General features: G+C 53.2%; 12 protein-coding genes. 3 read left to right on the top strand and 9 right to left on the bottom strand.

All coding sequences use genetic code 11. The features are described 5' to 3' along the window. Nucleotides 1-22: 22 nt before the first annotated feature. Nucleotides 23-244, top strand: a complete 222-nt coding sequence (locus KIH86_RS13190; protein ID WP_235775402.1) for a FeoB-associated Cys-rich membrane protein — start codon at nt 23-25, stop codon at nt 242-244. A 175-nt stretch (nt 245-419) separates the two neighbouring features. Here KIH86_RS13190 and KIH86_RS13185 read toward each other — a convergent pair whose 3' ends face one another. The 4 genes from KIH86_RS13185 to leuB all read right to left on the bottom strand — a co-directional run bounded on the left by KIH86_RS13185 (nt 420) and on the right by leuB (nt 4,484). Beyond that, entirely contained in the window at nt 420-1,535 is a 1,116-nt protein-coding gene (locus KIH86_RS13185; RefSeq protein WP_223085592.1) for an ATP-binding protein, read from the bottom strand. A gap of 384 nt (nt 1,536-1,919) precedes the next feature. Then, nucleotides 1,920-2,327 carry a hypothetical protein gene (locus tag KIH86_RS13180; protein ID WP_223085593.1) on the bottom strand — a complete coding sequence of 136 codons (408 nt, stop codon included), beginning with the start codon at nt 2,325-2,327 and terminating at the stop codon, nt 1,920-1,922. Between the two features lie 242 nt (nt 2,328-2,569). After that, nucleotides 2,570-3,109: a peroxiredoxin gene (locus KIH86_RS13175; protein ID WP_223085594.1), complete on the bottom strand. Its 540-nt coding sequence runs from the start codon at nt 3,107-3,109 to the stop codon at nt 2,570-2,572. Between the two features lie 295 nt (nt 3,110-3,404). Continuing rightward, nucleotides 3,405-4,484, bottom strand: a complete 1,080-nt coding sequence (gene leuB, locus KIH86_RS13170; protein WP_223085595.1) for a 3-isopropylmalate dehydrogenase — start codon at nt 4,482-4,484, stop codon at nt 3,405-3,407. 746 nt (nt 4,485-5,230) lie between these two features. On the opposite strand from leuB, the gene KIH86_RS13165 reads away from it, so the two are divergent. Then, a complete protein-coding gene (locus tag KIH86_RS13165; protein WP_223085596.1) occupies nt 5,231-6,211 on the top strand; it encodes an aldo/keto reductase in 981 nt (326 codons plus the stop codon). Between the two features lie 115 nt (nt 6,212-6,326). Here the strand turns inward: KIH86_RS13165 and KIH86_RS13160 are convergent, their stop codons facing one another. The 4 genes from KIH86_RS13160 to KIH86_RS13145 form a co-directional block, all read right to left on the bottom strand. Continuing rightward, nucleotides 6,327-7,418: a LiaF transmembrane domain-containing protein gene (locus KIH86_RS13160; RefSeq protein WP_223085597.1), complete on the bottom strand. Its 1,092-nt coding sequence runs from the start codon at nt 7,416-7,418 to the stop codon at nt 6,327-6,329. Between the two features lie 20 nt (nt 7,419-7,438). Then, nucleotides 7,439-7,945, bottom strand: a complete 507-nt coding sequence (locus tag KIH86_RS13155; RefSeq protein WP_223085598.1) for a hypothetical protein — start codon at nt 7,943-7,945, stop codon at nt 7,439-7,441. 62 nt (nt 7,946-8,007) lie between these two features. Beyond that, the gene (locus tag KIH86_RS13150; protein ID WP_223085599.1) at nt 8,008-8,478 is read right to left on the bottom strand and encodes a zf-HC2 domain-containing protein; all 471 of its coding nucleotides are present in this window, start codon (nt 8,476-8,478) and stop codon (nt 8,008-8,010) included. After that, nucleotides 8,475-8,999 (bottom strand): RNA polymerase sigma factor, encoded by a 525-nt coding sequence (locus KIH86_RS13145; protein ID WP_268964160.1) that lies wholly within the window; start codon nt 8,997-8,999, stop codon nt 8,475-8,477. Before KIH86_RS13145 ends, KIH86_RS13150 begins: the two co-directional genes overlap by 4 nt. Before the next feature lie 235 nt (nt 9,000-9,234). On the opposite strand from KIH86_RS13145, the gene KIH86_RS13140 reads away from it, so the two are divergent. Continuing rightward, complete coding sequence (locus KIH86_RS13140) at nt 9,235-10,380, top strand: response regulator (RefSeq protein ID WP_223085601.1); 1,146 nt, start codon at nt 9,235-9,237, stop codon at nt 10,378-10,380. A gap of 63 nt (nt 10,381-10,443) precedes the next feature. On the opposite strand, the gene KIH86_RS13135 is transcribed toward KIH86_RS13140, so the two are convergent. Further along, nucleotides 10,444-14,340: an LPXTG cell wall anchor domain-containing protein gene (locus KIH86_RS13135; protein WP_223085602.1), complete on the bottom strand. Its 3,897-nt coding sequence runs from the start codon at nt 14,338-14,340 to the stop codon at nt 10,444-10,446. Nucleotides 14,341-14,346: the final 6 nt, after the last annotated feature.

The following is a 14,346-nucleotide window of genomic DNA, read 5'->3' as shown; positions in this document are numbered from 1 at the left end:
ACGCGAAAGTGAGGAAACCAAGATGAACGTATTGGTTAATATATTGATCGCTGCCGCTATCTTCGGCTATTCGGGCTGGGTTATTTACCGGCATGTCCAAAAAGGCAAGAAGGGCGCCTGCGCGGGCTGCGACAAAGGAAAAACCTGCTCGGCAGCTTCCATGAATTCACCGCTGTCCTGCTGCGGAACCCAGGAAAATCCGCCTTCCAGCATCCTGAAGCACAGCGGGCAGACCGGTATGTAATGTTTGACTCCCTGGCAAGACGGGTATGTCCCTAGTAAGCAACCGCATCTTGACGGACCGCTCGCTCTGATCTCCGGACCTGCTGTTCTTATCCCTTATATTCTATTTTAAAAAGGCTGTGCGCCCTCTGTGGGCGTCACAGCCTTTCTATGTGCTCTTATTCCTTCGGGATGTATCAAGCCTTGTAGCCCGTTGTCAGCGGGAGAGAAACGATAAAGCATGTTCCCTCGTTAAGCCGGCTGGTAACGGAGATGTGTCCGCCATGGTTCTTGATAATCCGGTCGCTGACAGACAGCCCGAGGCCCGTTCCATTCTCCTTGGTCGTGAAGAATTGGTGGAACAGCCGGTTCAGGGTGCAGGTGTCCATGCCCTTCCCGTTATCGGCAACGGATATCCGCACTTCATTGCCGTCTCTGTCCGCGCTTAGCTCAATCCGGCCCATTACGCCGTCTACCCGGTCGGTGGTAGCCTCCAGCGCATTCCGGATCATGTTGATAAGCACTTGCTTGATCTGCTTCACATCGGCGTAGAGGCACAGATCGCCGGCAGTGCCCGTAAATTCAATCTGGCAGCCTTTCATCAGCACCTCGCTCTCGGTAAGCAGAATCACTTCCTTCAGCAAATCGGAAACCGTAATCAATGAAGCTTTAGGTGAGGATGGCTTGGACGATGACAGGAATTCGTGAAGGATGTCATTGGCACGATCAATTTCCGCCAGGATAATCTTGGCATACTCTTCTTTGCCAAGTCCTTGAAGGTGAGGACGCAGCAGTTGAATAAATCCGCGGATCGCGGTCAGTGGATTACGGATCTCATGAGCAATCGATGCGGATAATTTGCCGAGCATAGCCAGGTTATCATTCTGATAGGCGGTGCGCTCAATTTGCTTATATTCGGAAATCTCTTTAATAAAAAACAAATAGCTGCCGTTCATCTCCGGTCCATAGAAAGCGGCTACCTGCCAGTAACGGCCATATTCATCGGAGAATTCATGAGCGCTTCTGCCTTTGTACACAGTCTCCCGGTACAGGTGGAGCAGCTGCTTTCTCTTCTGACGGCTCAAGACTGGATGGGTCAGTAAAAAAACCAATGAACGTCCTGCCAACGAATAGTGCTGAAGTTCGAGCATCCCATATGCGCGAGCGTTAGCGAAAGTAAGAATCCCGTCCTCATCAAACAACATCACGCCACTGTCAATATGCTCCAGAACACTCTCGTATGTACGGTCCAGAAGCCCGGCCTGGAACGTTCGCGCTGTTAAAAGCCGGCTTTCCTGAATTTCATGTAACACGATGTGAAGTTCCCCCTTCAACTGAAATGGACGAAGCAGGACAACCAAACGTACATGTAATCTACGACCTCAATCTTGATGAACCGGTCCTTATCCTATGTAGGAAGCCGCAAATGACTTCGGCAAACGCTTTTATTCAGTTAGTGGATGCATCTATTCATATTCCAATCATATCCAATTAAAGCCATATACGCAACCGGATATACTGTCGAATGGCTTAAAAAAAGGAAAATGATTCTAAAGTTACGCACACTTAGGCGAAAAAAGCAGTTTTTGTCGAAACAAACAGCAAGAAACACTTCTGGATCAACAACCAAATAACAAAAAAGACCCCTGCATCCCGCCGAGGCCCCGTTACCGATAAATAAGTTCGAGCATGCTCTTCTATGCTTTCTGCTGAAGACGGTGACGCCGCTGGCTCATAACTGCAAGCCGTTTCTTCAGCTCTCTCTCCCATTTGGTATCGCCGATCTGTTTCGCTACTGCCAGCAGGTCAAGCGACATATCGATCTGGCTGCGAAGCACGGACAACGTATCTTCGCTCTCCATATTGACGACATTCTCGAAGATCGACTCTTCGTCTTCCATCACGTAGTCCTGAAAGTCTACATCCGTTACGCCATCTCCATGAGCATACTCGGCCAGAATTTCATATTCGTTCTCAACCTTGTAATGAACCTCAACCCGATGGCATACCGGGCAATAAAGCAGGGGAACATTATGGACTTGGGTGCGATAATGCTTCAGTGTTCCCTTCGTACCTACCATACTCGCTCCGCAACAAAAACTCATGATTGTTCACCCTCCTTAGGACGCTTCGGCGTATAATTCACTTTCCGCCTTTAGTTATTATATTTGACAGAGACAGCCGAAATCCCTGCCGATTCAAGATTTATCTTAACCCTTTCGCCCATTTTCAAACATCGGCAGGCATTAATACCCGTCCGGGTACAAAAAGCCTCCTTAACCGGATGCAAATCCGGAAGGAGGCTTTCATTACCTTCTCAAAGAACTGTGGCCGGTCAAACCTTCAATTACAGGTTCTTGTCGCCAGGTTTCCAGTTCATCGGGCACAGACCGCCCGATTGCAGAGCTTGCAGCACGCGCAGAGTCTCTTCCACGCTGCGGCCTACGTCGTTATGGTTAACAACCTGATATTTCAGTTCGCCTTCCGGATCGATGATGAAGAGACCGCGGAGAGCGACGCCTTCTTCTTCGATCAGCACGCCGTAATCGGCTGCAACCTTCTTCGTGATATCGGAAGCGAGCGGGAAGTTGATTTGGCCAAGACCGCCGGCTTCTTTGGATGCGTTGATCCAGGCTTTATGGCTGTGAATCGAATCCACGCTGACGCCGAGAATTTCAGTGTCAAGCTCTGTGAATTGATCGGCCGCTTCACTCAGAGCCGTGATTTCAGTCGGGCACACGAAAGTGAAATCCAGAGGATAGAAGAAGAATACCAGCCATTTGCCGCGATAGTCGGACAAGCTGACCTTGCCGAATTCCTTACCGTCCCCTGTTGCGGTCTCCATGGTGAAATCTGGAGCCGGTTTGCCTACCAAACGTTCTGCCATTGCTAAAATCCTCCTTTGATTATGTAAGAAAAACGTTCGCCGGACCCTGCCGGATGCAGAATTCAGTCGATGTCTTCCTTGATTATTATGGATGTGCTTACCTCTCGGTTGCTACAAACCAAATGGTATCATCGTACAAAATCAAAGTCAATATTACAGTCATTATTTTTTTATAATTATTATAAATAAGCAGAATTTTGTGACAACCGTTTCATTTCACCTGTTATGGGTTACTTCACGCGCAAATATTCCCGCTAATTCGTTCCGGGCTGAGCCACGCTAATTATCGGCGAATTTATTTGCGGATAGCGGCTACAATGAGATCGCCCATTTCGCTCGTGCTGAGCGCCTTGCTCTTGTCCACGGCGATATCGCTCGTACGGTGCCCGGCATCCAGAACCTGGGCTACAGCCGCTTCAATGGCATCGGCCGCATCGTCGTATCCGAACGTCAGGCGGAACATGAGCGCTACGGACAGGATCGTTGCGATCGGGTTCGCTAATCCCTGGCCAGCAATGTCAGGCGCAGAGCCGTGTACCGGCTCATAGAGGCCGTAGCTGCCTTCTCCGAGGGAGGCGGATGCCAGCATGCCGATGGAGCCCGTCAGCATGGCTGCCTCGTCGCTCAGAATGTCGCCGAACATGTTCTCGGTAACGATAACGTCAAAGCTCGACGGACGGCGCAGCAACTGCATGGCGCAGTTGTCGACCAGCACATGCTCCAGCTCCACTTCCGGATATTCGGGAGCGATGCGGATGACCACTTCGCGCCAGAGACGGGAAGTCTCCAGTACGTTCGCCTTGTCTACGGAAGCCAGCTTCTTGCGGCGTTTGCCTGCGATCTCAAAGGCCTGGCGGACAATGCGCTCTACCTCTGTCACATTGTATACGCAGGTGTCTACGGCTTCTTCGCCCTGCTTGCCCTGACGGCGAAGCTTGTCCCCGAAGTAGATGCCCCCCGTGAGCTCGCGCACGACCATCAGATCGGTGCCTTCCAGCACTTCAGGCTTCAGCGTGGAGGCTTCCTTCAGGCAATCGAACACGACCGCCGGACGGAGGTTCGAGAACAGGCCGAGAGCTTTGCGGATTCCGAGAAGTCCAGTCTCCGGACGCAGCTCCTTCGGATTGTTGTCCCATTGAGGACCGCCTACTGCACCGAGCAGAACGGCATCCGCGCTCTTACAGATCGCGAGTGTATCCTCTGGCAGCGGTGTTCCCTTCTTATCGATTGCAATACCGCCGAACAGCGCATGCTCGGTTTCGAATTTGTAGCCGAATACCTCCTCGGTAACTTTCAGCACCTTCTCGGCTTCCGCCACAACTTCCGGACCGATTCCGTCGCCTGCGATTACGGCGATCTTCTTCACTTCACTCATCTTCGTCACTCCTCAGGTTGTTTCCGCATGACGTGCGGACATAGTTCTTCTGTATACTGTTGTAACATACCCCGTACAAAAGGACAAAGATATGGAATCTATCATATTAATAGGATACGCCTATAAGCATGATCCGGGGAAAAAGGTACATCTAGACGCGAGTTTCCTCCTGCCGCCGGCATGCTTCAGAAAATGCCTAAATCCTAACTCCCGATATAGACAAATGAACAGTCCAGGCTTCTGCACCCTGCGTATACTATCCTATATTCGATAAAGGAGGAGCTTAAGAATGACATTTTGCCCTGATTGTCCGACTCAGACCGTTGTCGATCCGCCGCAAACAATAATTGAGAAAGAGTTCCATCCACAGATTGTCCAGGTCATTCACCCGATTGAAGTCATCAGACAACATTATTGCGTTCCTGTCCCTCAGCACTTCTATACTTGCAGTGTAAAAGATGTCATGTGCTATGTGTCCGGAATCAAGAAGAGCAAAAAAAGAAAACACCGTTGACTCGTATCCTTAACTAAAAAAGGGGAGGGGCTTACCGCTTCATTTCTCAGCCCTTCCCCCGTATTTCCCGCAGGCCGCTCCGTTCATCGCGGTCATTCTGCCTGATCCTCCCCTCGAAGCTGCTACATACTGCCGGCTCCGGACAAATTGCTTTCACTGCTGAACTCATTTAGAATAAGTACGCAAGCGTTTTCCATATCCGCAATAATCTTCATTCCGGGGAGTGATCGAGGTGCAGTACAGAAATCTTGGCAAGTCGGGCTTGAAGGTCAGCCGAATCTGTCTTGGCACAATGAATTTCGGACCGCTGACGGATGAACAAGAGGCTTACCGCATTATGGATGCCGCGCTGGATGCGGGAATCAACTTTTTTGACACGGCGAATATTTACGGTTGGGGGGACAATTCCGGCCTGACGGAGAGCATTATCGGACGCTGGTTCCAGCAAGGCGGAGGACGGCGGGAAAAAGTCGTGCTTGCCACCAAAGTATACGGCCCTATGAGCGACAAGCTAGACGGGCCCAACGACGTGCACGGTCTCTCCTCCTACAAAATCCGCCGGCATCTGGACGCCTCTCTCAAGCGCCTGCAGACGGATCATATCGAGCTGTACCAAATGCATCACGTAGACCGCAGCGTCTCCTGGGAAGAACTGTGGGGCGCCTTTGAACTGGCCGTCAGCCAGGGTAAAATCGGCTATGTCGGCTCCAGCAACTTCGCAGGCTGGGATATTGCGGTCGCCCAGGGCGAAGCGAAGGCGCGCGGATTCCTCGGCCTTGTCTCGGAGCAGCACAAGTACAGCCTGACCTGCCGCCTGCCCGAGCTTGAGGTGCTGCCGGCCTCGCAGAGCCTGGGACTCGGCGTTATTCCGTGGAGTCCGCTGGATGGCGGCTTGCTGGGACGCAACGCGCTGAAGAAGATTGAGGGCAGCCGCAGCGGCGGCAGCGCGGAGCGCGTCGAACGGCACAAGGACCAGTTGGAGCAGTTCGCCAAGCTGTGTCTGGAGCTTGGGGAACCGCAGGACAATGTGGCGCTCGCCTGGCTGCTCGCCAATCCGGCCGTCACCGCGCCGATCATCGGACCGCGGACACTGGAGCAGTTCGAAGGCTCCCTGCGCTGCCTTGAAGTGAAGCTGGACGAGTCGGTCCTGGCGAAGCTCGACGAGATCTTCCCAGGGCCTGGCGGCGAAGCGCCGAAAGCCTACGCCTGGTAATCCGGCCTCACAAGTCCGGAACAAGCAAAGCCGTACCATCCGGCGATCAACCGGAGGTACGGCTTTATGATTTTCGCATTTTCCGAAAGGATGAATCTCAGGTCAAGTCTGCTTGTTACTCCTCCACATCCGCTGTAACACTGCCGTTACTCGTGTTGAGGTTCACGGTATGCGTACCTCCGCCGATCGTCGCGGTTCCGTGATCGTCCCCTTCCTTCTGCCAGTCCACGCTGCCTTTCATAGAGCCGTTGCTGGTATCCGCGATAATTCGGGCGTCCGAATTCTTGGGCACCGTTACCGTAACGGCGCCGTTGCTGGATTTGCAATCCCAGTCTCCTGAAATCCCGGAATGGATGACGATCTTGCCATTGCTGCTCTTCGCGTGCACCTTGCCTCCCACATCCTCCAACGTGATCGCACCGTTCGAGCTTGTCACCGAAGCTCCTCCGTCCACCTGCTGAAGCAGTATGGCGCCGTTGCTGGAGCCCGCTTCCACGCCGCCCTGAATATCCTTCATCTCGATTCTGCCGTTCGAAGTATCAGCCTTCACCCCGGCCTGCAGATCGGACACGTTCAGCGCTCCATCGGATGTATGAATGGTTACTTCAAGATTCGAAGGCAGGCTTACATTCAGATAGGGCGAACTGAAATTCAGCCCGATCGTGATGCTGGAGAGCCAATTGCTCTCGGATGCCAGCTCAAGGGTCAGCGTATCCCCTACTTCCACCGCCCGCCAGTTCTTGTTCAGCGTCTGCTGGCTTTCCTCCTTGGTGCTGCCAGGCGACATGAGACTACCCTCATATTTCAGCGTGCCGTCTCCGGTTCCGTTGACGGTCACTTTGCCGCCGGGGATGGAGATGATAACCTTTTTGACGGTATCCTTGATCGACACCTCTCCCTGAATGGCTGCCAGATGGCTCCGTCCCAGCAGCGAGCCAAATGTTCCGCCTGCCAGAACGGACTGTCCCGCGCTGACGCATCCCAATATCACAATGAGCACCACGGCCCAGCCGCTGGTTCGGCTCTTCGTCTCGCTTCGCCCAAGCAGTCTGAGCAGCATTTCGAGACCGAGCATAATGAGCAGAGCCGGCCATAAATAACCGAGCGTCTCATAGGTAAGAACGCCTAACTGGACCAGCACCAATATGACACCAAGCGCAACGCAGCCGAGCGCTGCCGTTAAGCTTCCGATTTTCCATCTGCCCATAATCGATCGTTTCCCCGTTTCTATACCCTTTTATTCTTCTTAAGCATGTGATAACCATAGGCGATCAGCCCCAGCGACAGCAGAATCGTGCCGATGTTGATATCCGTAAGCAGCCGCCACAGGTCGGGGAACGCCGTAATCAACAGGAGCAGGAAACCTGCGAGGATACAGGCGCCTCCCACCCAGGCCGAATCCAGGTCATCCTTCGGATAATCGGGCATATGCGGCATGGACAGGGGCGGCCACGGCAGATCACCGCCATACATATCCTGGCTATACATCATCCGGTCGTATTCCGCAGCGGCCATCTTGTTCCAGGTCGCCCTCTGCAAGGCGTCGAACAGTTGGTAGAACCACAGCGCCGCCAAGGCGAAGGGAAAGACCGACGGCATCGAAGGTATGAAGATGATGCAGATAAAGGCGCCGATCATAAACTGCAGGCCCTGCTTTTTGAATCCCAGGTACAGATGCCCGACCCCGGGCGCCATAGCCAGCATAAAGGTTAGCCAGCGTTTCTTCTTAATCATGTAAGTTCCTCCCGAATCACTGAATAGGTTTCACCCGGCTATTGTGCCGGAGCTTTCACTCGTTATTTGCCATGAACTTGCGTGTTTGAAGCCCCGAAGAACTCCGTAACCGAAGTTGACATATGGCCGTTCATTTCTGATAAACCGTAGCCCAAATGCTCGAACACGCCAAATTGAACCAGAACGAAGGTAAGACAGGCAGCGAGCCCATAATGCAGCCATGAGGTTCTGACCTGAAAGCGTCTGCCCGTCACCTGCGGCTTCGCTCCGGCATCCCTGCGGCTTGCTTCCAACTTCTCGATTTCGGCCATGACCGGTATGACAAGATCAGGAACCTCTCCACTCTGCGCCGAGTGCATGCCGAAATCCGGCTCCATCTCTTTCCAGAGTGCTTCCATCTCCCGGACTTCCTCCAGCCACCGCGCACAGGCGGGACATGATCCGAGATGGCGCGTAACTTCACGCGTCTCCAGGGGAGACAAGCTTCCTTGTAAATACCGGGGAAACCATTCCATTATCTGTTCGCATCTCATTCCCACATCTCCCCTTTCCTTCGCATCATCTGTCTGGCGCGGTACAGCTGGGATTCTACGGTTTTGACCGACACGCCCCTGGCTTCCGCAATTTGTTGATAGGACTGCTGATTGAAGTAGTACAGCTGCACGACCGACCGGTACGGTTCGGCAAGGCTGTTCACACTTTGGCCCAGTTCTTCGGAGGCCTCTTTGCGCAACACATCCTGCTCCGGTGTCCTGGAGGTGACATAATCATTCTCCGTAACATCCGCAGAAGTGCGATAGCGCCATTCCCTGTCATTCGACCGTTTGTAATCGAGACAGGCATGATAGGCAATCCGATACAGCCATGTAGAGAACGAGGATTGTCCCCGGAAGGAGGGAAGGGCCTTGTAAGCCTTAATGAATACTTCCTGGGCCATATCTTTGGCCGACTCGGATTCTCCTGTAATTTTGACGCAAACCCGGTATACCATGGCCTGATAGCGCGTCACCAAATGCGCAAAGGCTTGGCGGTCGCCGTTCAGCACGGCTGATATCCATTCCGCTTCTTCCAGCTTTCTCCCCTCCCCCTCTATATATCATTTGACGAATGGATTTGCTTTTACCCTGCAACAAAAAATACATTGTCTTCGTCCCATATCTTACACGAAAAAAGTCCATTCAGGTTAACGAATATGATCCATCATTCAAGAAACTTGCGATGCCTTATTTGCAAAATGGACAGGTATGGCGATATAAAGGTTATGGAATATTATCCGGAGGTGAATGGATGTGATTCAAGCAGTGCTTGTGGATGATGAGCGGCTTGCTTTGATCAAACTGGAGCTTATGCTGAAGGAATCCCCTGATGTTCAGATTGCCGGGACATTTATCGATCCCCTGGAAGCCATCAGGGCGCTGCCGGCGCTCAAGCCCGATGTAATCTTTCTGGATATCGACATGCCCGAGATCGACGGCCTGGAGGCGGCGGTACGGATGCTGGAGCTATGTCCCCAGACAGAAATCGTCTTTGTTACCGCGTACAATAAGTATGCGCTGGAGGCCTTTGAAGTGAATGCGCTCGATTATGTGCTGAAGCCGGTCCGGCAGGAACGGTTCCATAAAACGCTGCTGCGGCTCAAAGATCGAATATCCCGCTCCGCACCAGCCCCGTCTGGCCCGGAGAATGCCATTATGATTGGCTGTCTGCAATCGCTGCGCTTTCTGCGTGGAGGCCGTCCGATCGAAGGGATGAAGTGGCGCACGGCAAAAGCGCAGGAATTATTCGCCTATCTGCTGCATAACCGGAACCGCTTCGTCAGCAAGGACCGGTTAATCGAGCTGCTGTGGCCGGACTTTCAGTCCAAACAGGCTTACGCCCATCTGTACACGACCATCTATCAGGTCCGGCAATGCCTGAAGCAGGCTGGTGTCGATCTCCAGCTCGTCAATGCCGATGGCGGTGGGTATTCGCTGATGACCGAAGGCGTCCGGATTGATGCTATGGAGTGGGAGCAGGGCATCTTCCAATTGGGGCCTGTCAATGCCCTCAACTGCGGCAGTCATCAGCAACTGTTCGAGCTGTACATAGGGGATTATCTCGGAGCTTATGATTATATGTGGGCGGAAAGCGAACGGCAGCGGCTGCGGACCATCCTGCTGCACCATGGAGCGGAATTGGCAGAGTTCTACGCGGAATGCGGAAGGGCTCTCGAAGCGATTATCGTCTACCGGAAAATAGTGGAGCTTCAACCCCTTTTCGAGCAGGGGCATTGGGGCTTGATGAAATTGTATGAAAGCATGGGAGAGCATGCGGCTGTGGAAGAGCAATACCAAGCGCTGGAGAAGCTGCTGAGTGAAGAGCTTGGCATCGAGGTTCCCTCAGCGATCAAGATGTGGTACATGCAGTGGCGGGCCCATAATCTGAAAAAGCTGTAGCCGCAAAACACCCTGACCGGAAGCCCGGCCAGGGTGTTATTGTTATTTAGTCAGTGTTATTCATCATTGTCCCGAACGGCCGCTGCGTCTGGTCAGCCTCGTCAAGATCAGTCCGATCAGAACAAGCCCGGCTCCGCCTGCATAGAGAGGGAAATGGCTGGCTTCTCCCGTCTTCGGAAGAACGCCGGAGTTGCCTTTCTTGCCTCCTGTTCCCTCCGGAGAAGGTGAAGCCACCACCACCCCGGTTGGTATTTCGTCAACCAGAATGTCGATTTCCGTCTCCTGTTCATTGCCGTTCTCATCTGTTGTAATAATGGTAAATTTATCAGGTCCGGTGTAGCCAGGATCTGGTGTATAGACCCATTTGCCATCCGGTCTCAGCTCAATCTTGCCGTGATCGGGCTGTTCGCCTACCTTTGGATTGCCACCCAGCGGAATCTCGCCCTCAATCGGCGTATCCTGGATCGTCTTCTCCTGCAGCGCATCCGGTGTGGGGATAGCCGATGGAGAAGGCTGCGGTACAGCCGGAGTGGCCGATACCGCCGGAGCGGTCGAAGGTGTGGCCGAAGGAGCTGCCGTGGCCGGCGTGCCCGATGGCGTCGGCGTTGCGGACGGAGTTGTTGTCGGCGTCGCTGAAGGCGTTGGTGTCACCGATCCGCCCGCTACCGGCGCAGGTGTTGGCTGCTCAGGCGTCGCTGAAGGCACTTCCGATGCTGGCGCTGCCGAAACCGCTGGTGCTTCTGACACCGTTGGAGCTTCCGACACCGTCGGCGCTTCTGACACCGTTGGCGCTACAGATGGCGCTACGGATGGCGCTACAGATGGCGCCACAGATGGCGCTACGGATGGCGCGACCGAGGCCGTAACAGGCGGCAGTGCTGATGGCGTTGGCGTCGGCGATGGTATTGGTGTTGGCGACGGCGGCGCAGCTGATGGCGTTACTGGTGACGGTGATGGCGACGGCGATGGCACCAGTTTATTCGTCCGCGTGATGGTGGTCGCCGAATTGAGCGTCACAGGATACTCCTGGTTATCAAGCACATAACCTGTCGGCGCCTGGGTCTCGATCAGCACATAGCTGCCGGCCCACAGATTCTTGAATTGTGCCGTTCCATCTGTTCCCGTGGTCGCTGTACCTGCCAGCGCCCGGTCAGTGCCGGACACGCGATACAGCTCGTAAGTCGCCCCGCTAAGCAGCTTGGACGAATCATTCTCGTCCACCTTTTTCACAGTCAGAACACTTCTGACGCCGCTGCCCGTACCCGAGCCGCTGGTGACGCCTACGATGATTTCCTTGGTCGTATCTTTCGTAACGCTAACCCGGTTCTTGCCTTCGAAAGATACTTTATTCCCGACGGTATCCCCGTTATTCGCTACGATCAACGATTGGTATTCCAGAATATACGCATTGTCAATAGCCGAAGTGAAGCCCAGCGTAAAGCTCTGCTTGCCGGTATTATCATCAGTAACAATCTCAAGCGTATAATCCGTGCCTTTGACAAGCTCCGGCTTCGTCGTATCCTTGGTCACTGTTCCGCCCGTTGTTACCTTGGTCGGATAGAGGTGGAAGGAATCAGGCAGCAGAAGCTGATTATCACTTGGATCGTCCTTGATTACTGCATCTTCCACATGAGATTGGTTGCGGTTGATGTTGACGGTCCAATTGATTTTGGCGCCGCTCTGCGCGCCCGTCTTGTCGACGTACTCGCCCCCTTGCGGGATGTTCACCGATGCGGTTAGAACCTTGGAAGCATTGTCGCCATCTGCGGTCAATTGAGCCGAGTTGTTCGCGGTCGCTCCCACCAATTCTCCGGTCAGGCTCGTCTTGAACACGACGTAATATCCCGAATTAATGGGATCTTTGAACGTAACCTGAAGCGGATTGGCATAGTTCACCGTATAATCGTCCTCATCGACGCTTACACCCGGGGATGGGTTGCCGTTTGACGCAATATCCATGTGATACACTTTCACCGAATCTGGAATAATCGCCTGTTCTTCGGCTGCCGGGAGGGTATCCGTCAATATGGCGTTGTTCAAGCTTTTGCCATTGTAATTGAGGCCTACAGTCCAGGTGATTTCCTTGGTAACTGCGTTATAGGACCCGCTCTTGAAGCCGTTGTTCTTCACTTCGGCGCGCGGATCGAAGGTTGCCGTATCGTCCTTGTCCAGCACTGCGGTAGCTGACGCCGACTCCTTCCATTCGATATGCGCGTTATTCTTGTAAGACGCCGACTTCGCAGGGTCAAGCCAGTCGTACGTCAGCCAGTCATTATTAAATTCGGTCTGATAGCTGATCGTATATGGCCCATGCAGCGGCTGGGTGAATTCAATCGTAAAGCCCTCGTTCACCGTCACCGGAGTGACGTAAGTCACATTAAACACGGTGGAAGGTACAGTAGTCCCGCTCTCGTCCTTAATCACCAGGGTGGAAGGAATAAACGTCAGGCCGCCCTGAGGGAAGCTGTCCGTCAGTTTGACATTGTACATATCGTACTTGTCGCCGTTGATTTTGATGTTCCAGCCTATCGTCTTGTTCACATAATCAGCGGTTCCCGTACCTTTATCGATGACGACCTGTGATATATCCTTCTGGGCGGTTGCCGGAACGGCAACGGTTCCCGAGATCACGCTGTTATGAATCGTGGCCGAATCATAGACGCGGTCATCCGATTTGGTCTGATACTCGATCCGGTACGCGGACGTGACATTGTTGTTGAACTGCAGCTTGAACCCTTCCAGATGCTTGGTTGCGTCAGTCTGCGGCGTCACCAAGTAATCCGAAGCCGGCAGCGCAGCGCCTTTCGTCTCATTACCTGAGGAATCGAGCGTGACCGGATAGACTGTCAGTGTGCCGGGAACAAGGCTGTGGACATCATCGAAGTAGTCGCTGATCCAAGCAACGCTCTGGTCAATAGCTCTCTCATTGTAATTGTATTTGACAGACCAGGAAATGGTCTGCGTGCTGGCATTGTATTGATCTACGGACTTGGCGAGAGGCTTGCCGTAGTTCACAGTTGCCGTCGCCGTCGCCGATGTTGCAGGCTGATTGGTCCCCGAGATGATCGCCTTGTTCGTAAAGCTGGCGGCGTCCACATCATCAATTTTCGTGGAATACTGAATCCGGTATGCCTTGGTTATCGGAGAATTCACAAAATTCAGCTTCAGGTTTCCGCCGGTTGTATCCAGCGTATACAGGCTTCCGTTAACGAGGCTGCCCTGCGAGGCCGTACCGTCAAGATTAACGTTCAGCTCATAGACTTTAACGTCAAGCGGGGTCGTGAGCGTTAGACCGGCAGGAATTTCGTCAGTCACCTGTGCCTGATATACACTGTTCAGTACCTTGTTCACGTCGACCTGCCAATCGATGGCCTTGGCGTTAAATCCGCGGGGCGTCCCGGATTTTTCAATGATTGAGGCGTTCGCCGGCTTGAAGAACAGCGTTACGTTGCAGTTCCCTCCATTGAACGGAAATACGACGGTCTGCTCTGAGGAGCCTACTATAACCTGCTTGTCAAATTCCGTCTTAAGGGTCAGCGTGCCATGAACCGGATCATGCGTTTCCATATAATCGTTGAACGTCATGACCACTTCATGCGTGGCTGCAATGGCCGTAAAGGTGCCGACACTTATCCCCTCAAAGGTCAGCGGTCCTTGAACGTCATTGTACATTTTGAACGCGTCGGGGAGCTTAAATGTGTAGGTGTCCCCGCTTTGATACTTGGGTGTCGAAGGGAGCTCCCAGGTGTAGTCCAATTGAACCTTGGAACCTTGCTCGTACACTGCATCCGTGACTGTGTTTCCGTTCTTGTCATAGACAGCCATGGAGACACTCGTAATGATATTTCGATCTTGATCGATTTGCGCAGCTTCCGCACGCGGCGTCGAGCCAAATCCATAGGCCAACTGGGTGACAAGCAGCAGAAATATCAGAAACTTCGCAATATTCTTTTTACGCATCGGCCT

The organism is Paenibacillus sinensis, from assembly GCF_019904155.1.
Taxonomy (GTDB): Bacteria; Bacillota; Bacilli; order Paenibacillales; family Paenibacillaceae; genus Paenibacillus_AQ; species Paenibacillus_AQ sinensis.
Note: the sequence above shows the minus strand (reverse complement) of the source record. Positions and strands in the feature narration are given on the sequence as shown.

Coding starts and splice junctions, on each gene's coding strand:
- KIH86_RS13160 (WP_223085597.1), bottom strand. CDS start 7,418: ATGGGCAGATGGAAAATCGGAAGCTTAACGGCAGCGCTCGGCTGCGTT.
- KIH86_RS13135 (WP_223085602.1), bottom strand. CDS start 14,340: ATGCGTAAAAAGAATATTGCGAAGTTTCTGATATTTCTGCTGCTTGTC.
- leuB (WP_223085595.1), bottom strand. CDS start 4,484: ATGAGTGAAGTGAAGAAGATCGCCGTAATCGCAGGCGACGGAATCGGT.
- KIH86_RS13180 (WP_223085593.1), bottom strand. CDS start 2,327: ATGAGTTTTTGTTGCGGAGCGAGTATGGTAGGTACGAAGGGAACACTG.
- KIH86_RS13175 (WP_223085594.1), bottom strand. CDS start 3,109: ATGGCAGAACGTTTGGTAGGCAAACCGGCTCCAGATTTCACCATGGAG.
- KIH86_RS13150 (WP_223085599.1), bottom strand. CDS start 8,478: ATGAGATGCGAACAGATAATGGAATGGTTTCCCCGGTATTTACAAGGA.
- KIH86_RS13155 (WP_223085598.1), bottom strand. CDS start 7,945: ATGATTAAGAAGAAACGCTGGCTAACCTTTATGCTGGCTATGGCGCCC.
- KIH86_RS13190 (WP_235775402.1), top strand. CDS start 23: ATGAACGTATTGGTTAATATATTGATCGCTGCCGCTATCTTCGGCTAT.